This is a genomic window from Pseudomonas sp. MBLB4123, assembly GCF_051904775.1.
GTDB lineage: Bacteria > Pseudomonadota > Gammaproteobacteria > Pseudomonadales > Pseudomonadaceae > Aquipseudomonas > Aquipseudomonas benzenivorans_B.
Genome location: NZ_CP196711.1, coordinates 4,152,375 through 4,171,277 on the forward strand (window position 1 = coordinate 4,152,375; position 18,903 = coordinate 4,171,277).

The 18,903-nt window shown below is 68.9% G+C and carries 15 protein-coding genes; 9 read left to right on the top strand and 6 right to left on the bottom strand.

Features of this window, described 5'->3' with window-relative positions:
• Window positions 1-366 precede the first annotated feature (366 nt).
• Window positions 367-2,841 carry a putative bifunctional diguanylate cyclase/phosphodiesterase gene (locus ACSX1C_RS19260; RefSeq protein WP_439887455.1) on the top strand — a complete coding sequence of 825 codons (2,475 nt, stop codon included), beginning with the start codon at window positions 367-369 and terminating at the stop codon, window positions 2,839-2,841.
• A gap of 500 nt (window positions 2,842-3,341) precedes the next feature.
• Here ACSX1C_RS19260 and ACSX1C_RS19265 read toward each other — a convergent pair whose 3' ends face one another.
• Window positions 3,342-4,262, bottom strand: coding sequence for a histone deacetylase family protein (locus ACSX1C_RS19265; RefSeq protein ID WP_439887456.1), 921 nt, complete (start codon window positions 4,260-4,262; stop codon window positions 3,342-3,344).
• 69 nt (window positions 4,263-4,331) lie between these two features.
• Here ACSX1C_RS19265 and ACSX1C_RS19270 point away from each other — a divergent pair, with 69 nt between their 5' ends.
• The 4 genes from ACSX1C_RS19270 to ACSX1C_RS19285 are packed head-to-tail and all read left to right on the top strand — an operon-like array spanning window position 4,332 to window position 7,972.
• Complete coding sequence (locus tag ACSX1C_RS19270) at window positions 4,332-4,895, top strand: GNAT family N-acetyltransferase (protein ID WP_439887457.1); 564 nt, start codon at window positions 4,332-4,334, stop codon at window positions 4,893-4,895.
• On the top strand, window positions 4,892-6,505 hold the full coding sequence (locus tag ACSX1C_RS19275; protein ID WP_439887458.1) for a SagB/ThcOx family dehydrogenase: 1,614 nt from the start codon (window positions 4,892-4,894) through the stop codon (window positions 6,503-6,505). Before ACSX1C_RS19270 ends, ACSX1C_RS19275 begins: the two co-directional genes overlap by 4 nt.
• A gap of 10 nt (window positions 6,506-6,515) precedes the next feature.
• Window positions 6,516-7,385 carry an acyl-CoA thioesterase II gene (gene tesB / locus ACSX1C_RS19280; RefSeq protein ID WP_439887459.1) on the top strand — a complete coding sequence of 290 codons (870 nt, stop codon included), beginning with the start codon at window positions 6,516-6,518 and terminating at the stop codon, window positions 7,383-7,385.
• Window positions 7,382-7,972 (top strand): HAD family hydrolase, encoded by a 591-nt coding sequence (locus tag ACSX1C_RS19285; RefSeq protein ID WP_439887460.1) that lies wholly within the window; start codon window positions 7,382-7,384, stop codon window positions 7,970-7,972. Before tesB ends, ACSX1C_RS19285 begins: the two co-directional genes overlap by 4 nt.
• Before the next feature lie 3 nt (window positions 7,973-7,975).
• Here ACSX1C_RS19285 and ACSX1C_RS19290 read toward each other — a convergent pair whose 3' ends face one another.
• The 4 genes from ACSX1C_RS19290 to ACSX1C_RS19305 form a co-directional block, all read right to left on the bottom strand.
• The gene (locus tag ACSX1C_RS19290) at window positions 7,976-8,839 is read right to left on the bottom strand and encodes a PhzF family phenazine biosynthesis protein (RefSeq protein ID WP_439887461.1); all 864 of its coding nucleotides are present in this window, start codon (window positions 8,837-8,839) and stop codon (window positions 7,976-7,978) included.
• Between the two features lie 73 nt (window positions 8,840-8,912).
• On the bottom strand, window positions 8,913-9,314 hold the full coding sequence (gene cueR, locus ACSX1C_RS19295; RefSeq protein ID WP_439887462.1) for a Cu(I)-responsive transcriptional regulator: 402 nt from the start codon (window positions 9,312-9,314) through the stop codon (window positions 8,913-8,915).
• Complete coding sequence (locus ACSX1C_RS19300) at window positions 9,311-11,707, bottom strand: heavy metal translocating P-type ATPase (protein WP_439887463.1); 2,397 nt, start codon at window positions 11,705-11,707, stop codon at window positions 9,311-9,313. Before ACSX1C_RS19300 ends, cueR begins: the two co-directional genes overlap by 4 nt.
• Window positions 11,708-11,780: 73 nt before the next feature.
• Complete coding sequence (locus tag ACSX1C_RS19305) at window positions 11,781-12,149, bottom strand: hypothetical protein (protein WP_439887464.1); 369 nt, start codon at window positions 12,147-12,149, stop codon at window positions 11,781-11,783.
• Between the two features lie 164 nt (window positions 12,150-12,313).
• Here ACSX1C_RS19305 and ACSX1C_RS19310 point away from each other — a divergent pair, with 164 nt between their 5' ends.
• On the top strand, window positions 12,314-12,511 hold the full coding sequence (locus ACSX1C_RS19310) for a heavy-metal-associated domain-containing protein (protein WP_439887465.1): 198 nt from the start codon (window positions 12,314-12,316) through the stop codon (window positions 12,509-12,511).
• Window positions 12,512-12,525: 14 nt separating this feature from the next.
• Here ACSX1C_RS19310 and ACSX1C_RS19315 read toward each other — a convergent pair whose 3' ends face one another.
• Window positions 12,526-13,149, bottom strand: coding sequence for a TetR family transcriptional regulator (locus tag ACSX1C_RS19315; protein WP_439887466.1), 624 nt, complete (start codon window positions 13,147-13,149; stop codon window positions 12,526-12,528).
• Window positions 13,150-13,295: 146 nt separating this feature from the next.
• On the opposite strand from ACSX1C_RS19315, the gene ACSX1C_RS19320 reads away from it, so the two are divergent.
• From ACSX1C_RS19320 to ACSX1C_RS19330, 3 genes are all read left to right on the top strand, one after another.
• Entirely contained in the window at window positions 13,296-14,441 is a 1,146-nt protein-coding gene (locus ACSX1C_RS19320) for an efflux RND transporter periplasmic adaptor subunit (RefSeq protein ID WP_439887467.1), read from the top strand.
• A gap of 12 nt (window positions 14,442-14,453) precedes the next feature.
• Complete coding sequence (locus ACSX1C_RS19325; protein ID WP_439887468.1) at window positions 14,454-17,585, top strand: efflux RND transporter permease subunit; 3,132 nt, start codon at window positions 14,454-14,456, stop codon at window positions 17,583-17,585.
• Between the two features lie 114 nt (window positions 17,586-17,699).
• Window positions 17,700-18,902, top strand: a complete 1,203-nt coding sequence (locus tag ACSX1C_RS19330; protein ID WP_439887469.1) for a multidrug effflux MFS transporter — start codon at window positions 17,700-17,702, stop codon at window positions 18,900-18,902.
• Window position 18,903: the final 1 nt, after the last annotated feature.

The following is an 18,903-nucleotide window of genomic DNA, read 5'->3' on the forward strand; positions in this document are numbered from 1 at the left end:
GGCGGCAGGGGGCGGACAGTCACGGGCCTTCCACGGCAGTCGTCGGTGCGCGGTTGTGGGCGTTTTTTTGACTATCTTGTCATAGTGCGTCACCCGCCTCGCCAGGAGCCTGGACGCTCCCCTTGGCGTGGGGTTGCACCCTCCGTCGGGTGACACTGCTGTCCCTGTCCGAGGCGACGAGAGCAGGGCCCAGCGACTGGACGCCAGCCATCGGCATGCAGGCTTGCCACGTGCATACCAGTCGTCGAATAAAGGCCTGTCGGGCCAGCCTTCGTGCCAAGGTCGCGTCGGGTTCATGGCCAAGGTTGTTCCCCCGTGGTCAGCGCCATTGACCGATCTAGAACGAGTGCAGTTGGAGGCTTGTCGATGGTTCGCGCTAATACTGCGGGTGCCGGAACTAATCCCCACGACCCGCGACACAGTTCGCGCTCGAAGAAATGGCACCTGATGTATTTTTTTCTGGCCGGATTCGACGTATTGGTCGTGGTCCTCGGCGTGCTCCTGAATCATCAGATCGTCAGCTCCTATCATCGCTCCATTCAGGCCAACCAATCCTGGGTTCAGCAGTTGTCGAGTTACTCGGTGCTGGGCAGCTACGCCTCCGACGTCAACGCGCCGGGCAACGACGTGTTCGATTCGCGGGAGGTCGACCGCGAGTCGCGCAAGTTGAACCAGGCGCTGGCGGTGTTCAACGAGCACCTGGCGCTGGGCAAGGCACAGCTTCAGGCTCGGCTGGACGGGCCCGAAGAGCACAGCGCCGAGATACAGGGCTACACCCGGGCGCTGCAGGGGGAGGTGGAGGCGGTCGACGCCGCCATGGGAAAGATGGTCGACGAAGCCTTGCTGATCTTTTCCTACTTCCGGGCCGACGAGCCGGACAACGCGGGCAAGCGCATGGCGACCATGGACCGCAAGTATGCCGAGCTGCTGGCGTCACTGGCGACGGTGCGGGGGCGCGTCGGGCAGATCCAAGGCAAGCTGCTGGAGGAGGAACTGGCGTCGGTCGAGGTGCTGCGCAAGGTCGAGTACGCGATCATGGCCTTCGTGCTGGTGATGGTCAGCGCGGCTGTCGCATACGGGCGCAAGATTCGACGCGAAATGGAGGCCCACGCCGAGGAGCGCGAAGGTTACCTGGAGGAATTGCGCGAGAGCGAAAGACGCTTTCGCCAGCAGGCCTCGCTGCTGGACAAGGCCCAGGATGCGATCGTCGTGCACGGCATGGATGACCGTATTCTCTATTGGAACAAGAGTGCCGAGCGTCTCTACGGTCTGAACGCGCAGCAGACGCCCGAGGAGTCGGCGCGCACGCTGATCTACCAGGGCGACGGCACGCGCGATGCGGCCATCGCGACGCTGCTCGAGTCGGGCGACTGGGCCGGAGAGGTCACGCTCAGGCGTCCGGGCCGCAGCATTACCCTGGAAAGCCGCGCCACACTGGTGCGCGATGAGGCGGGCCAGCCCCAGTCCGTGCTGTCGATCAACACCGACATCAGCCAACGCAAGACCACGGAGCAAGAGGTCAACCGTCTGGCCTTCTACGACCAGCTGACCGGGCTGGCCAACAGGCGACTCATGCTCGATCGCTTGCAGCGCATCCTGGCGGGCAATGCCCGCAGCCTGCGCACCAGCGCGGTGATACTCATCGATCTGGATAACTTCAAGGCGCTGAACGACACCCTGGGGCACGATCGCGGCGACATGTTGCTGCAGCAGGTTGCCCGGCGTCTCGCCGACTGCGTCCGCGAAAGCGATACCGTGGCTCGTCTGGGAGGGGACGAGTTCGTGGTCTTGCTCGAAGACCTGGATGAAGCCCCTGTCGAGGCGGTGGCCCAGGCCCAGGATATCGGCGACAAGATCCTCGGCGCGCTGAACATTTCCTACCGACTGGATGGTTACGAACACCACAGCACCCCCAGCATTGGCATCGCCCTGTTCCAGGGGCAGCTCAGCAGCGCGGACGACATCATGAAGCGCGCCGACTTGGCGATGTATCGCGCAAAAGCCGCAGGCCGCAATACCCTGCGCTTCTTCGATCCGGAAATGCAGGCGGTGGCCACGGCCCGCGCCCGACTGGAAGCCGACTTACGCCGCGGCCTGAAGAGGGAAGAGTTCCTGCTGCACTTTCAGCCGCAGCTGAATAATGCGGGTTGCATCCTGGGGGCGGAGGCCCTGCTGCGTTGGCAACACCCCGAGCGCGGGAGCGTGTCCCCTGTCGAGTTCATCTCGGTGGCGGAGGAAACCGGGCTCATCTTGCCGTTGGGGCGCTGGGTGCTGGAGGCCGCGTGCGCGCAGCTGGTGGAGTGGGCGCAACATCCGGAAACCGCCCAGTTGAGCATGGCGGTGAATGTCAGCGCACGGCAGTTCCACCACCCCGATTTCGTCGAGGAGGTGCTGTCGGTGTTGAACTGCTCAGGCGCCGACCCGAGGCGACTGAAGCTGGAGCTGACGGAAGGTTTGCTGATCGAGGATGTAGAGAATACCGTCGCCAAGATGGTCGAATTGAAAGGCAGTGGCATCGGCCTCTCCCTAGACGACTTCGGCACGGGCTACTCGTCGCTGTCCTACCTCAAGAGCCTGCCGTTGGATGAGCTCAAAATCGACCAATCCTTCGTCAGGGACGTGCTGGTCGACCCGAACGACGCCTCCATCGCCTGCGCGATCGTCAGCCTGGGCCAGAGTCTGGGGCTGGGGGTCATCGCCGAAGGAGTGGAGACAGAAGCCCAGCGCAGCTTCTTGGTCGAGCATGGCTGCCATGTCCATCAGGGCTACCTATTTTCCCCGCCGCTGCCGGCCGGCCCCTTCATGGCGTTCGTGCGCGAGAAACTGATGGTCGAGAGTTGAGCTCCCAGGGCCCTGCTCCGCCCGTTTCACATCGTCCTCAGGGCGGGCCGAAGGCGTAACCCGCCGAGCGATGATGGAGGCTGTGGCGACAGTGCGTAGAGCAGAAGTGCCGGCCGCCATGGAGACCTCGAGCACCGACCCGAGCGGGCCAAATGACCGGCCCGACAAGGCTCGATGAGCCAAGAGCGGCGCTATTTCACCATGGGGTGTGATCGCTGGAGCGTTCGCGCAGGGTGGCAGACGGCGAAGCCTTTTCCACCGCCCAATCTCCGAGCGACCTGCTTTGCCCGGGCATAGGGTTCCGCCCGTAACGGCGATCACCTTTCGGCACTGCCGGGGTGAGCCATATTCAGGCCCGGCATCGCAAGGCCGCGCAAGCGAGTGGCTTGCCGGAAAGGCGCTATGTCATCACAAGGTGAGGGGCGTGAGGTCGCGGGTGGACAAGCTCACGCGCTGTCCATCCTGCGGAAGACCCTGCCCCCGGCTGGGCTACAGGACGATCAGCCCAACTTCAACCCGTCCCAGACCCTGGCCGCGCTGTGATGCAGGATACCGTGGCGCCGGGCCAGGGCGGCGCGGTCCTGGTCGTAGCCGCCGCCTATCACCCCCATCACCGGGATGTCGCGGCCCAGGCAGTGGCGGATCACCGTTTCGTCGCGGGCGGCCAGGCCCTGGTCGGTCAGTTGCAGGTAGCCCAGGGCGTCGTCGCGGTGCACGTCGACGCCGGCGTCGTACAGCACGATGTCCGGCTGATACAGCGGCAGCAGGTAGTTCAGCGTATCGTCCACCACCTTCAGGTAATCGGCGTCGCCCATGCCGCGGGGCAGGGGGATGTCCCAGTCGCTCTCGGCCTTGCGCGCCGGGAAGTTCTGCTGGCAGTGCAGCGACACGGTGATCGCCTCCGGGCAGTCAGCCAGCAGGCGCGCGGTGCCGTCGCCCTGGTGCACGTCGCAGTCGAAGATCAGCACCCGCTGGGCCTTGCCGCTTTCCAGCAGGTAACGGGCGATCACCGCCAGGTCGTTGAAGATGCAGAAGCCGGCCGGATGATCGTAATGGGCGTGGTGGGTGCCGCCGGCCAGGTGGCAGGCCAGGCCATGTTTGAGCGCCAGTTCGGCGGCCAGCAGCGAGCCGCCCACCGCGCGCACGGTGCGCCGGGCCAGGGCCGCGCTCCAGGGCAGGCCGAGGCGGCGCTGGTCCTCGCGCGACAGCTCGCCGTCCATATAGCGGGCGATATAGGCCGGGCAGTGGGCCAGGGTCAGCACCTCGGTCGGGCAGAGCTCGGGGCGCAGCAGCTCGGCGTCCGTGACCAGGCCGCCGTCCACCAGGTGGTCGCGCAGCAGGCGGAACTTCTCCATGGGGAAGCGGTGCCCGGCCGGGAAGGGCGGGCTGTAGTCGTCGTGGTAGACCAGCGGCAGGCGCATACAATAGGGCTCTTTCAGGCTGCGTCCGAGTATGGCGGCGCGGCCCGGCCCGACTCAAGCGGAGGCCCGATGCCCGCCCCGATCGAATTGCACACCCCACGCCTGCTGCTGCGGCCCTGGCGCGACGCGGATCGTGCCCCCTTCGCCGAGATGAATGGCGACCCACAAGTGATGCGGCATTTTCCCGCGCCCCTCAGCCGCGAGGAGAGCGACGGCCTGGCCGAGCGCCTCGAGGCGGATTTCGCCGAGCACGGCTTCGGTTTCTGGGCCTTGCAGCGCAAGGACAGCGGCGCCTTTATCGGCTTCACCGGCTTGCGCGCGGTCGGTTTCGCCGCGCCCTTCTGCCCGGCGGTGGAGATCGCCTGGCGTCTGGGCCGCGCCCACTGGCGCCAGGGCCTGGCCAGCGAGGCGGCGCGCGCGGCCCTGGCCTGCGGCTTCACGCAGTTGGCGCTGGAGCAGATCGTCAGTTTCACCACGCGGGACAACCTGGCATCCCAGGGCGTCATGCAGGCCATCGGCATGCGCCGCGACCCGGCCGGCGATTTCGACCATCCGGCGCTGCCGGCGGAGCATCGTCTGCGCCGGCATGTGCTGTATCGCCTGAGTCGCGCCGACTGGGAGGCTGGCCGATGAGCGAGATCGACCAGGTGCGCGCCTACCATCAACTGAGCCAGCATCGGCCGCAGCGCTTCGCCCCGGGGCCCGGTCAGCTGGACTGGGCGACTCAGCCGGCGCCGTTTCGCCGCTACGCCGGTACGCGGCTGATCGCGCTGTACCAGCGGCCGCAGGAGGAGTCGCCGGGCTACGACGCCGTGTTTGCCGCGCCGCTGGGCAGGCCGGCGCCGCTGAACCGGGCCAGCGTCTCCCAGCTGCTGTACGACAGCCTGGCGCTGTCGGCCTGGAAGGAGGCCGGCGGCAGCCGCTGGGCGCTGCGGGTCAACCCCTCGTCCGGCAACCTGCACCCCACCGAGGCCTATCTGCTGCTGCCCGCCGGCAGCCTGGAAGAGGACGCGCTGCTGGCTCACTACGCCCCGGACGTGCACAGCCTGGAGGTGCGCGCCGCGCTGCCGCCGGCCCTGGCCGATGAGTTGGCCCGGGCGCTGCCGGCCGGCGGCCTGCTGCTCGGCCTGGCCAGTATCCCCTGGCGTGAGGCCTGGAAGTACGGCGAGCGCGCCTATCGCTACTGCCAGCACGACCTCGGCCACGCCCTGGCCGCCGTGGCCATCGCCGCCAGCGTGCTGGGCTGGCAGGTGCGCCTGCTGCGCGGGGTCGCCGAGGCGCGCCTGGACGGCCTGCTGGGGCTGGACCGCGACGGCTTCCACGAGGCCGAGCACGGCGACTGCCTGCTGTGGGTCGGCCCGCCCCAGGACGGCGAGTTCGCCCTGCCGGATAGTTTGCTGCGCGGCCTGGCGTCCCTCGAACTGCAAGGGGCGCCGAATCGCCTGTCGCGCCAGTACCGGCCCTGGCCGGAGCTCGAACGGGTCCACGCCCTGTGTCGCGCACCGGCCCTGGCCCCCGGGCTCTGGCCCGCCGAGCCGGGGCGGGCGGCGGCGGACAACCCCGGTCTGCCGCTGCGGCCGATCCTGCATAGGCGGCGCAGCGCCCAGGCCATGGACGGCAGAAGTGGCATCCACGCCGAGCTGCTGTTGGCCTGGCTGCGCCGTGTGATGCCGGCGAACTCGCCGGTGCCCCTGGCGGTGACCGGCGAGCCGGCGGCGGTCGACCTGTTGCTGTTCGTCCACCGGGTGCAGGGGCTGACGCCGGGTCTGTACTGGCTGGCGCGCAGCGATGGCCTGATCCAGGACGGCCTGCGCGAGGACTTCCTGTGGCAGCGGGTCGACCCCGAGCTGCCCCTGTACCGTCTGCTGGAGGGCGACGCCCGCGGCCTGGCCGGCTTCCTCTCCTGCGGCCAGGACATCGCCAGCGACGGCTGCGTCGCGGTGGCCATGCTGGCGCGCTTCGACCAGGCGCTGGCCGATGGCCCCTGGCGCTACCCGCGGTTGTACTGGGAGTGCGGGCAGATCGGCCAACTGTTGTACCTGGAGGCCGAGGCGGCGGGGTTGTCGGCCACCGGCATCGGCTGTTATTTCGACGAAGCGCTGCACGAATTGCTCGGACTTGCCGACAGCCGCTGGCAAAGCCTTTACCATTTCACCCTTGGCCGCGCCCTGTGGGACGAACGTCTGTCCACCTTGCCGGCCTACCCCGATCCACTTTTGCCGCCGACCTCGGCGGCGCATTAGGAGTGCATGCATGAGTCAGGTATTGGACGAACTGGTCGCCCTGTTGAGCCTGGAGCCCATCGAGGAGAACCTGTTCCGCGGGGTCAGCCAGGACCTGGGGTTCCGCCAGCTGTTCGGCGGCCAGGTGCTCGGCCAGTGCGTGTCGGCGGCCAGCCAGACGGTCGAGGCCGACCGCCATGTGCACTCGCTGCACGGCTACTTCCTGCGTCCGGGCGATGCCAGCCTGCCGGTGGTCTACCAGGTCGACCGGGTGCGCGACGGCGGCAGCTTCAGCACCCGGCGGGTGATGGCGATCCAGAAGGGCAAGCCGATCTTCACTTGCAGCGCCTCGTTCCAGTACGACGAGGAGGGCTTCGAGCACCAGAACCTGATGCCCGACGTGCCGGGCCCGGAGGGCCTGCAGTCGGAGACCGAGCTGGCCAGCCTGGTCGCCGATTCCCTGCCCGAGCGCATCCGCGAGCGGGTGGTGGGCGCCAAGCCGATCGAGATCCGCCCGGTCACGGTGGCCAACCCCTTCGCCCCCGAGCGCAGCGAGCCGGTCAAGCACGTGTGGTTTCGCGCCGCCGGCGAGCTGCCGGGCGATCCGCAGCTGCACAAGTACCTGCTGGCCTACGCCAGTGACTTCAACCTGCTGACCACCTCGATGCTGCCCCACGGCGTGTCCGTCTGGCAGAAGTTCATGCAGGTCGCCAGCCTCGACCACTCGCTGTGGTTCCACGGCAACCTGCGCATGGACGACTGGCTGCTGTACTCCATGGACAGCCCCTGGGCCGGCAACGCCCGCGGCTTCTCCCGTGGCAGCGTGTTCAACCGCCAGGGCCAGCTGGTCGCCTCGGTGGCCCAGGAAGGCCTGATCCGCCTGCGCGAGGACTGGAAGTGAAACTGGGCGAGGCGCGCCACTGGGTGTTCGACATGGATGGCACCCTGACCCTGGCGGTGCACGATTTTCCGGCGATCCGCCGCGTCCTGGAGATTCCCGCCGAGGCGGACATTCTCCACCACCTGGCGGCGCTGCCCGAGGACGAGGCGGCGGCCAAGCACGCCTGGCTGCTGGAGCACGAGCGCGAGCTGGCGTTGGCGGCGCAGCCGGCGCCGGGGGCGGTGGAGCTGGTGCGGGCGCTGCACGGACGCGACTGCCGGCTCGGCATTCTCACCCGCAACGCCCACGAGCTGGCCCTGCTGACGCTGCAGGCCATCGGCCTGGGCGACTGTTTCGCCACCCAGGACATCTTCGGCCGCGGCGAGGCGCCGCCCAAGCCCCATCCCGGCGGCCTGCTGCAGCTGGCCGAACGCTGGCGGGTGGCGCCGGGCGAGCTGGTGATGGTCGGCGACTTCCGCTTCGACCTGGAGTGCGCCCGCGCCGCCGGGGCCCGCAGCGTGCTGGTCAACCTGGCGGAGAACCCCTGGCCGGAGCTCAGTGATGACTTTGCCCGCGATTGTGCCGAGCTGCTGGGGCAGTTGGGCTGACGTCTAGCCCAGCGCTGCGGGGGCGACCAGCAGTTCGCCGCGGGCCACCAGTTGCACATGACCGCCGACCCTGACCCGACCCTCCGCGCCGACGCATACCCTCAGCGTGCTGGGCCTGTGCAGGAAGCGGCCCTGGTTGAGGCTGAAGGTTTCGTCGCGCCCATGCAGCCCCTGCTCGACCAGGAAGGCCGCCACCGGGCCGGCGGCGCTGCCGGTGGCGACGTCCTCGATCACCCCGGCCGGGTCCCAGGTGCGCCCCTCGCGGCTGTCGACATCCAGCAGGAACACGAAGGCGGCGCCGCACGCGCGCAGCTCGGGGTCGAGCAGTCGGCGCTGCCTGGCCCCGGCCAGCCCGGCGGCCGTGACCGGCAGCAGCAGGTAGGGCAGGCCGGTGCTGACCACGGTGGCCGGGTAGCGCAGGTCCAGATGGTCGTCACCCAGGCCGAAGGCATCGGCCACCGCACGAGCAGCGGCGTTGTCCAGCCGTTGGCCGAACTCGGCCTGGCCCTGATCCATCTCGGCGTAGAAGCCCTGGCCCTGGCGCCGGGTGATGACGTGTACGCTCTTGGCACTCAGCTGCAGGGTCCATTCGGCGCATTCGGCAGGCGCGTGCAGGTGGTGCAGCAAGGCGGCCGCGCCGAGAACCGGGTGGCCGGCGAAGGGCAGCTCCTCCTCCGCAGTGAAGATCCGCGCGCCGCACTGCTCGGGGTTGTCGCCGGGCAGCAGAAAGATCGACTCGAATTGGCGCAGCTCCTGGGTCAGCCGCTGCATGGCGGCGGCGGACAGGGCATGGGCGTCGGGGAATACCGCCAGGCCGTTGCCCATCAGGGGGTGCTCGGCGAATACATCCAGCTGCCAGTAGTGCATGGCGGAGTCCTCGTGGTGATGTGCCGTCGCAGCCCATCCGCGACGGCTGTGGCGGCGCATGGTAGCAGGCCGCTCAGGTGCAGCGGCCGCCGGACTCCAGGTCCCTGAGGATGGGGCAGTCCGGGCGCTGGTCGCCCTGGCAGTGGTCCATCAGCTCCTGCAGGGTGTCGCGCAGGCCGCTCAGCTCGGCGATCTTGTGGTTCAGCTCGGCGATATGGCCGGCGGCCAGGGCCTTGACGTCGGCGCTGGCGCGCCCGCGGTCCTGCCACAGGGCCAGCAGCCGGGCCACCTCGGCCAGGGAGAAGCCCAGGTCGCGGGCGCGCTTGATGAAGGCCAGGCGGTGCAGGTCCTGAGCGCCGTACTGGCGGTAGCCGCTGTCGCTACGGCCGGCGGCCGGCAGTAGGTCGATGGACTCGTAGTAGCGGATCATCTTGGTGCTGAGGCCGGTCTTGCGCGCGGCTTGGCCGATATTCACGGGCGCTCCTCCTCTTGTCGGGGCTTCCAGGTCTTGAGCAGCAGGGCGTTGCTCACCACGCTGACGCTGGAGGCGGCCATGGCGGCGCCGGCGATCATCGGGTTGAGCAGGCCCAAGGCGGCCAGGGGGATGCCGACCAGGTTGTAGACGAAGGCCCAGAACAGGTTCTGGCGGATCTTGCTGTAGGTGCGCCGGCTGATGTCCAGGGCGGCCGGCACCAGGCGCGGGTCGCCGCGCATCAGGGTGATGCCGGCGGCGTGCATGGCCACGTCGGTGCCGCTGCCCATGGCGATGCCGACATCGGCGGCGGCCAGGGCCGGGGCATCGTTGATGCCGTCGCCGACCATCGCCACCACGCCGCTGCGCTTCAGTTCGCCGACCAGGCCGGCCTTGTCCGCCGGCAGCACCTCGGCATGCACCGCGGCGATGCCCAGGGCGTCGGCCACGGCCGCGCAGCTGCCACGGTTGTCGCCGCTGATCAGGTGGCTGTCGATGCCCTGGTCCTTGAGCCGTTCGACGGCTTCGGCCGCACCCGCCTTGAGGCTGTCGCCGAAGGCGAACAGGCCCAGCACGCGGGGTTCGGGCGACTGCTCCAGCAGCCAGGACAGGGTACGGCCCTCGGCCTCCCATTGCTGCGCCTGTTCGGCCAGCTCGCCGGGTTGCAGGCCGTTGTCGTCGAGCAGGCGGCGGTTGCCCAGGGCCAGGCGGCGGCCATCGATCTGCCCGGCGATGCCACGCCCGGCCAGGGCCCGGCTGTCAGCCACCTCGGGCAGGCTCAGCGCGCGCTCGCTGCAGGCGTCCAGCACCGCCTTGGCCAGGGAGTGCTCGCTGCCACGCTGCAGACCGCCGGCCAGTTGCAGCAGTTGCGCCTCATCGCCATCGACCGCCAGCAGGTTGACGATCCGCGGCGTGCCGGAGGTCAGGGTGCCGGTCTTGTCGAAGGCCACGGCGGTCACGCCGTGGGCCACCTCCAGGGCCTCGGCGTCCTTGATCAGGATGCCGTGGCGCGCGGCCACCCCGGTGCCGGCCATGATCGCGGTGGGGGTGGCCAGGCCGAGGGCACAGGGGCAGGCGATCACCAGTACCGCCACGGCGTTGAGCAGGGCCGTGGCCAGGGAGGCGCCGAGCGACAGCCAGATCAGCAGGGTGGCCAGGGCGATCAGCAGCACCACGGGGACGAACACCTGGCTGACCCGGTCCACCAGCTTCTGGATTGGCGCCTTGGCCGCCTGGGCGTCTTCCACCAGGCGGATGATCTTGGCCAGCACGGTCTCCGCGCCGAGGGCCGTGGTCTCGATCAGCAGGCGGCCCTCGCCGTTGATCGCCCCGGCCGTGACCGCATCACCCGGCTGCTTGGCCTGGGGCAGACTCTCGCCGCTGATCAGCGCCTCGTCGGCGTGGCTCTGGCCCTCCAGCACCCGGCCGTCGACCGGGAAGCGCTCGCCGGGCTTGACCAGCACCCGGTCGCCCAAGGCCAGGGCACTCAGCGGCACCCTCTCCTCGCGGCCGCCCCACAGGCGTAGCGCCTGGTCCGGGCGCAGGGCCTGCAGGGCGCGGATGGCGCTGCTGGTCTGGCGCTTGGCGCGGCTTTCCAGGTATTTGCCGAGCAGGATCAGGGCGATGATCACCGCCGCGGCCTCGAAATACAGCTCCGGCACCTGCCCGGCCGGGCTCTGAGCCCATTGGTACAGGCTCAGACCGTAGGCGGCGCTGGTGCCGATGGCGACCAGCTGGTCCATGTTGCCGGCGCCGGCGCGCAGGGCCTGCCAGGCCGCGCGGTAGAAGCGCGCGCCGAGGACGAACTGTACCGGGGTGGCCAGGACGAACTGGACCCAGGCCGGCAGCATCCAGTGCAGGCCGAAGGGGGCCAGCAGCATCGGCAGCACCAGCGGCGCGGCCAGCACCAGTGCCAGCAGCAGGTGCCAGCGTTCCCGTTGCAGGCGGCGGTCCGCGGCAGGCGGCTCCGGCTTCTCGAGATTCACCAGGCTGGCGCTGTAGCCGGCATCGGCGACGGCCTTGAGCAGCGGCTGTGGGTCCAGTCTGGGGCTGACCCGCAGCTGGGCCTGCTCGCTGGCCAGGTTGACGCTGACCGCCAACACCCCCGGCTGCTTGGCCAGGGCGCGTTCGACCCGGCCGACGCAACTGGCGCAGGTCATGCCCTCGATGGCCAGCTCCAGGGGCGCGCTGGGCACCTGGTAGCCGGCGCCCTCGACCGCGGCGATCAGCTGCGCCAGGCTGTCCTCGGGGGCCTCGATGCGTGCCTGTTCGCTGGCCAGGTTGACGTTGGCGTTGGCGACCTGCGGCAGCTTGCGCAGGGCACGCTCGACCCGGCCGGCACAGCTGGCGCAGGTCATGCCGGCAATCGGCAGGTCGAAGGTGGTGAGGCTGGTCATGGTCGATCTCCCAGGAAGTCGTCCCTAGGATCAACCTTGACCTATGGGTAAGGTCAAGCCCCGTTTCAGCGGTTCAGGGGGCCGGCAGCAGGTAGAGCCCGGCCTCGCCCTGGGCGATGCGGTAGCGGCTCACCTGCCCGGCCTGCAGGCTGAGGCGCTGGCCATCGGGCGGGAGAATGCCCGGCTGGCAGTCGTCGCCACCGAGGGTGGCCAGGCGCAGCGATACCTCGCCAGGAGGTAGGTTGAAGGCCGCCGACTGGCCCGGGAACAGTCGCGCGGCCAGCCGTTCGTGCAGGTACAGGCCGATCTCGCAGGGCGTGGCCACGATCAGGCGCTCCCGTGAGACGATCAGCAGGGCATCACTCTCGGCCAGGGCCGGCATCTGGGCCGTGGCGGTCACGCCCAGCAGGCCGGCCAGCAGTGAAAGGAACCGGCGCGACATGTCGGCCTCCACAATCCCTAGGGGTACGACCTGAGCTTGGTCGAGTCGCGGGGGTTGGACAAGTGCCGGCTTGACCTTGCCCTCAGGGTAAGCCGGAGACTGCAGGGACCCGGTGAGCGTTCAGGCCGGGTCCAGAACGAAGAGCATTTATGAGGAGATGCAAGATGCAGGTGTTCAAGGTGCAGGGCATGAGCTGCGGTCATTGCGTGCGGGCGATCACCCAGGCCGTCCAGGCGCGCGACCCGGCGGCCGAAGTGCAGGTCGATCTGCAGGCCGCCGAGGTGCGGGTGACCAGCCGGCTGTCGAACGAAGAGCTGCTCGAGGCGATCTTCGACGAGGGCTATACCGTCAGCCTGGCCTGAGGGCGGGGCCGGGCTCAGGCCTGCCAGTCGCGAAGCAGCCCGCGCAGTACGGCATCGATCAGCCCGGCGCTGTCCTGCAGCGGGTCGAACAGCAGCGGGTCGCGGGTCCAGTCGGTGAACAGGCCGACGATCTGGGCGTGCAGGGCGCGGGCGGCCAGGCGCGGGGTGACACCCGGGTGCAGGCGTTCGCGACAGGCGGGCTGAGCGAACAGGGCCTCCACCAGTGCGATGAACGCATCGACGAAACGGCGGTGCTGCAGCTCGGCATCGCGCAGTTCATCGGTGAATTCGCAGCGGTGCAGGAGGATGGTGAAGATGCGCCGCTTCTGTGCATCGCGGGCCAGATTCTCGATGGCTTCGATGACCAGGTCGCGCAACGACAGCAGCGAGGCATCGCCGTCGCAGCCGGACAGGCGTTCGGCCATCTGCTCCGGCGGCAGGCGAACCTGATTGAGCATGGCGTTGAACAGGTCCGCCTTATTGGAAAAATGCCAGTAGACCGCGCCGCGGGTCACCCCGGCCTGGCGGGCGATCTGCTCCAGGCTGGTATGGGCCACGCCCTGTTGCAGAAACAGTGTCTCGGCCGCCGCGAGGATGTCGCAGCGGGTCTGTTCGGCTTGCTCTTTGGTTCGGCGCATGGCGGTCGGGGGCTTTGTGGCTAGGCTTAAGTTTTACGCAACAGCGTGTAGTGATTTTATACACAATGGCCTGTTTACAGACAGCAGTGTATGTAACTAGCATCCCCGCCCCGTGCCTTACCTCTCGCGCTGTCCCGGAGACGCCCATGTCCTTTGTTCGCCACGTCCAACTCGTCCTCGGCGTTCTCGCCTGCGGCTACCTGCTGCCGGTGGCCCTGGCGGCCGAGGCGCCGCCGCCCCCGGAGGTGCTGGTGGAAACCGCCAAGGTCACGCTGCTGCCTCTGGTATTCGAGTACCCGGCCCGCACGGCGGGCTTTCGCGAGGTGCAGGTGCGGGCCCAGGTCAGCGGTATCCTGCAGGAGCGCACCTATCTGGAGGGCAGCCAGGTCAAGCAGGGCCAGGTGATGTTCCGCATCGACCCGCGTACCTATCAGGCGGCCCTGGCCCGGGCCAAGGGGGCGCTGGCCCAGGAGCAGGCGCGCTACCGGCAGGCCGAGCGTGACCTCAAGCGCATTCGCGAGCTGCAGAAGAAGGGCTTCGCCAGCGAGAGCGAACTGGATAACGCGATCTCCAGTTTCGAGCAGAGCAAGGCCAATATCCAGGCCGCCGAGGCCGAGGTGCAGGCCAAGCAGATCGACCTCGACTACACCACGGTGAAGGCGCCCATCTCCGGCATCACCAGCAAGGAAACCGTGTCCGAGGGCAGCCTGATGGTCGCCGGCGACCCCAATGCCAGCCTGCTGACCCGGATCACCCAGCTCGACCCGATCTACGTCAACTTCGCCGCCCCCGACCGCGACGTGGAAAGCGTGCGCGGCGGCCTGCAGAGCGGCGCCCTGGCCCTGGACGGCGAGCAGATGCGCGTGCAGATCCAGTTCGGCGACGGCTCCGTCTACCCGTTGGAGGGCAAGGTGAATTTCACCGACAGCCTGGTCGACCGCAGCACCGGCACCGTCAGCGCCCGCGCCGTGGTGCCCAACCCCGAGCAGGCGCTGCTCCCCGGCCAGTTCGTGCGGGTGCAGGTCTTAGGTATCAGCCTGCCCGATGCCATCACCGTGCCGGAGCGCGCCGTCGCCCAGGGGCCACGCGGCACCTTCGTCTATGTGGTGGACGAGCAGGGCATCGCGCGCACCCGCCAGGTCAGCACCGGGCGCACCGCGGCCGGCCGCTGGGTGGTGGAAAGCGGCATCCACGAGGGCGACCGGGTGATAGTCGAAGGGCTGCCCAAGGTGCGCCCGGACATGCCGGTGAAAGTCGCCGATGGCGACGGCCCGTCCGGCAAACGGTCCTGAGGAGCGCATCCGGTGATCTCACGCTTCTTTATCGACCGGCCGATCTTCGCCACGGTCATCTCCGTCATCATCATGCTGGCCGGCCTGCTTTCCATGCGCGCCCTGCCCATCTCCCAGTACCCGCAGATCCTGCCGCCGCAGGTGTCGGTCAGCGCCACCTATGCCGGGGCCAGCGCCCAGGTGATCGCCGAGACCGTGGCCGCGCCGCTGGAGCAGTCGATCAACGGCGTCGAGGGGATGATCTACCAGCAGTCCAATTCCGGCGGCAACGCCATGAGCCTGGCGGTGTACTTCGAGGTGGGCACCGATCCCGACCAGGCCACCATCGACGTCAACAACCGGGTGCAGTCGGCCCTGGCCAAGCTGCCGGAGGAGGTGCGCCGGCAGGGGGTCAAGGTGGAGAAGAAGTCCTCGGACATCCTCCAGGTGGTCACCCTGTTCTCCCCGGACGGCTCGCGTGACCCGGTGTACATCAGCAACTACGCGCTGATCAACGTGATCGACGAACTCAAGCGCCTGCCCGGCGTCGGCGACGCGCGCCAGTTCGGCTCCAAGGACTACTCCATGCGCATCTGGCTGCGCCCGGACAAGCTGGCGCAGTTCAACCTGACCCCCAGCGACGTGGTCGCGGCCATTCGCGAGCAGAACTCGCAGTTCGCCGCCGGCAGCTTCGGCCAGCAGCCGCTGCAGCAGGCCCAGGATTTCACCTACACCGTGACCACCCAGGGCCGCTTCACCGACCCCGAGGAGTTCGAGAACGTCATCCTGCGCTCGGATGCCACCGGCGCCAGCCTGCTGCTCAAGGACGTGGCGCGGATCGAGCTGGGGGCCCAGGATTACTCGCTGATGACCTCGCTCAACGGCCGGCAGAACGCCGCCTTCGGCATCTACCTGCAGCCCGGCGCCAATGCCCTGGATACCGCCGCGGCGGTGCGCAGCACCCTCGAGCGCCTGTCCCGGGACTTCCCCCAGGGCATCACCTACAAGATTCCCTACGACACCACCAAGTTCGTCAAGGTGTCCATCGACGAGGTGATCAAGACCTTCTTCGAGGCCCTGGTGCTGGTGGTGCTGGTGGTGTTCGTGTTCCTGCAGAACTGGCGCGCCACGCTGATCCCCTTGCTGGCCATCCCGGTGTCGCTGGTCGGCACCTTCGCCGGCATGTACCTGCTGGGTTTCTCCATCAACCTGCTGACCCTGTTCGGCATGGTGCTGGCGATCGGCATCGTGGTGGACGACGCCATCGTGGTGATCGAGAACGTCGAGCGCTCGATGGCCGCCGACAAGCTCGGCCCGCGCGAGGCCACCATCAAGGCCATGCAGGAGGTGACCGGCCCGATCATCGCCACCAGCCTGGTGCTGATCGCGGTGTTCGTGCCGGTGGGCTTTCTCGGCGGCCTGGCCGGGGAGATGTACAAACAGTTCGCCATCACCATCGCGGTGTCGGTGGCGATCTCCAGCATCGTCGCCCTGACCCTGAGCCCGGCCCTGTGCGCCCTGCTGCTCAAGCCCGGACAGCACGAGCCGGCGGCGCCGCTGCGCGCCTTCAACCGGGTGTTCGACCGGCTCACCGACGGCTATGCCAGCGGCGTGCGCTTCTTCCTCAAGCGCACCCTGGTGGGGCTGACGCTGTTCGGCGCGATGATTGCGCTGATGGTGCTGCTGTTCAATCGGGTGCCCGGCTCGCTGGTGCCGGACGAGGACCAGGGCTATGTGATCAACGCCTACTTCCTGCCGCCGGCGGCCTCCTTGACCCGCACCGAGGCGCTGACCAGCGCGGTGACCGAGCAGCTGATGGCGCACCCGGCGGTGGAGGACGTGGTCACCTTCGCCGGCTTCGACATCCTCACCTTCGGCACCCGCAGCAATGCCGGGGTGTCCTTCGTACCGCTCAAGGACTGGAGCGAACGCACCACGCCGGAGCTGGATGCGCGCAACCTGACCCGCGAATTCATGGGCATCGGCGCGGCGCAGAAGGATGGCGTGGTGATGAGCTTCAACCCGCCGCCGATCACCGGCATGAGCACCACCGGCGGTTTCGAGGGCTATATCCAGGACCGCAGCGGCGGCACGACCGAACAGCTGGCGGCCAAGGTCGCGGCCTTCCTCCAGGCGGTCAATCAGCGCCCGGAGCTGGCCGGGGTGCAGAGCACCTTCAGCGCCAACGTGCCGCAGTACTACATCGACCTGGACCGCACCAAGGCCCGCGCCCTGGGCGTGTCGATCAACGATGTGTTCACCGCCATGCAGGCGACCTTCGGCAGCTACTACGTCAACGACTTCAGCCTGTTCGGGCGCACCTGGCAGGTCAGCCTGCAGTCCGAGTCGGAGTTCAGGCGCAAGCCGGAGGACCTGGCCCAGGTCTATGTGCGTTCGGCCGGTGGCGAGTTGGTGCCGCTGTCGAGCCTGGTCAAGGTGCGGCGCATCCTCGGCCCGGACAGCTACGCGCGCTTCAATGTCTATCCCTCGGCGAAGATTCTCGGCGGGCCGGCGCCGGGCTACAGCTCGGGCCAGGCCCTGGCGGCGGTGCAGGAGGTGGCCGGCGAGGTGCTCGGCAGCGACTACAGCATCGGCTGGACCGGCTCGGCCTACCAGGAGCTGGCGACCCAGGGCTCCGGCAGCACCGCCTTCGTCTTCGGTCTGATCATGGTGTTCCTGATCCTCGCGGCGCAGTACGAGCGCTGGACCCTGCCGCTGGCGGTGGTCACCGCGGTGCCCTTCGCGGTGTTCGGCGCGATCCTCGCGGTGTGGCTGCGCGGCATCGACAACGACGTCTACTTCCAGGTCGGCCTGGTCACCCTGATCGGCCTGTCGACCAAGAACGCCATCCTCATCGTCGAGTTCGCCGTGCTCTGCCGGCAGCAGGGCATGAGCATCCTGGAGGCCGCCCTGGAGGCCGCGCGGCTGCGCTTTCGGCCGATCATCATGACCTCGCTGGCCTTCGTCCTCGGCGTCATGCCGCTGGTGGTGAGCAGCGGTGCCGGCTCGGCCAGCCGCCACTCGATCGGTACCGGCGTGCTCGGCGGCATGTTGGCGGCGACCGTGCTGGCGGTGTTCCTGATTCCGATGTTCTACCTGCTGGTGGAGTCGCTGGCGCAGAAGCTGAGCAGGGGACGCAAAGCCGCGGAGGCGGCAGAGTCCTAGATCGGGTTGGCGGCCTGCCGCCAGCCCCAATTCCACGCAGTCGGTAGGGGCGGATGCGCCGCAACCCGCCCGCGCTGCCGGCCCCGGCCTCTGCCATTACCTATCCGGACCCCCATGCCATTACGCCTGCTGTTGATCCTCGGCGCCTTGAGCGCCTTCGGCCCTCTGGCCATCGACTTCTACCTGCCGGCCTTCCCGGCCATGGCGCACGCCTTCGCCAGCGACGTCGAGCACGTGCAGCTGTCCTTGGCCGTCTACTTCGTCGGCCTGGCCATCGGCCAACTGATCTACGGCCCCCTGGCCGATCGCTTCGGTCGGCGTGTGCCGCTGCTGGTCGGCGTTTTGCTGTTCGCCCTGGCATCGCTGGCCTGTGCCCTGGCGACGAGCCTGGAGTGGTTGCTCGTCGCGCGCTTCGTCCAGGCCCTGGGCGGTTGTGCCGGCATGGTGGTGACCCGGGCGGTGGTGCGCGACCTGTGCGATCCGATCGCCTCGGCCAAGGTGTTTTCCCAGCTGATGCTGGTGATGGGCATCGCGCCGATCCTCGCGCCGCTGGCCGGCGGCCTGCTGCTCGGCAGCCTGGGTTGGCAGTCGATCTTCGTCTGCCTGGCGTTGTTCGCCGCGCTCTGCCTGCTGGCGGTGGCCCTGTGGCTGCCGGAGACCCTGAGCCGGGAGGCCGCGCCGGCGCCCCTGCGCGGTGCCCTGGGCGAGTACCGCCGGCTGCTGGGCGATCACCCCTTTATCGGCCACGCCCTGACCGGCGGCCTGTCGATCGCCGGGATGTTCGCCTATATCGCCGGCTCGCCCTTTGTCTTCATCGAGCTGTACGGGGTGGCCCCCGCGCATTACGGCTGGCTGTTCGGCAGCAATGCGGCGGGCTTCATCCTCGCGGCGCAAGTGAATGCCTGGCTGGTGGCGCGCCACGGCCCGGGCTACTGGCTGCGGCGGCTGGTGTGGTTCTATCTGGGCTGCGGCCTGGCGTTGCTGAGCCTCGCCATGGCCCGGCCGCCGGCGCTGTGGCCGCTGTTGCTCCCGCTGTTCGGCTGCATCGCCAGCCTCGGCGTGCTGCTGCCCAACGCCACGGCTTGCGCCATGGCCGGCCAGGGGCGGCATGCCGGCAGTGCTTCTGCGCTGCTCGGCAGCCTGCAGTTCGCCATTGCCGCCAGTGCGGCGGCCCTGGTCGGTGCGCTGCACGATGGCACGGCCTGGCCGATGGCGGCGGTGATCTGCGGCTGCGGCGTGCTGGCCACCCTGGCTTCGCGCCTGACCTTCCGGGCCGAGCGCCGCGCGGTTCAGCCCCTGGGCAGCGACCTGGGCTAGC

Coding starts and splice junctions, on each gene's coding strand:
- ACSX1C_RS19300 (WP_439887463.1), bottom strand. CDS start 11,707: ATGACCAGCCTCACCACCTTCGACCTGCCGATTGCCGGCATGACCTGC.
- ACSX1C_RS19275 (WP_439887458.1), top strand. CDS start 4,892: ATGAGCGAGATCGACCAGGTGCGCGCCTACCATCAACTGAGCCAGCAT.
- ACSX1C_RS19260 (WP_439887455.1), top strand. CDS start 367: ATGGTTCGCGCTAATACTGCGGGTGCCGGAACTAATCCCCACGACCCG.
- ACSX1C_RS19310 (WP_439887465.1), top strand. CDS start 12,314: ATGCAGGTGTTCAAGGTGCAGGGCATGAGCTGCGGTCATTGCGTGCGG.
- ACSX1C_RS19270 (WP_439887457.1), top strand. CDS start 4,332: ATGCCCGCCCCGATCGAATTGCACACCCCACGCCTGCTGCTGCGGCCC.
- ACSX1C_RS19315 (WP_439887466.1), bottom strand. CDS start 13,149: ATGCGCCGAACCAAAGAGCAAGCCGAACAGACCCGCTGCGACATCCTC.
- ACSX1C_RS19320 (WP_439887467.1), top strand. CDS start 13,296: ATGTCCTTTGTTCGCCACGTCCAACTCGTCCTCGGCGTTCTCGCCTGC.
- ACSX1C_RS19305 (WP_439887464.1), bottom strand. CDS start 12,149: ATGTCGCGCCGGTTCCTTTCACTGCTGGCCGGCCTGCTGGGCGTGACC.
- tesB (WP_439887459.1), top strand. CDS start 6,516: ATGAGTCAGGTATTGGACGAACTGGTCGCCCTGTTGAGCCTGGAGCCC.
- ACSX1C_RS19330 (WP_439887469.1), top strand. CDS start 17,700: ATGCCATTACGCCTGCTGTTGATCCTCGGCGCCTTGAGCGCCTTCGGC.
- ACSX1C_RS19290 (WP_439887461.1), bottom strand. CDS start 8,839: ATGCACTACTGGCAGCTGGATGTATTCGCCGAGCACCCCCTGATGGGC.
- ACSX1C_RS19265 (WP_439887456.1), bottom strand. CDS start 4,262: ATGCGCCTGCCGCTGGTCTACCACGACGACTACAGCCCGCCCTTCCCG.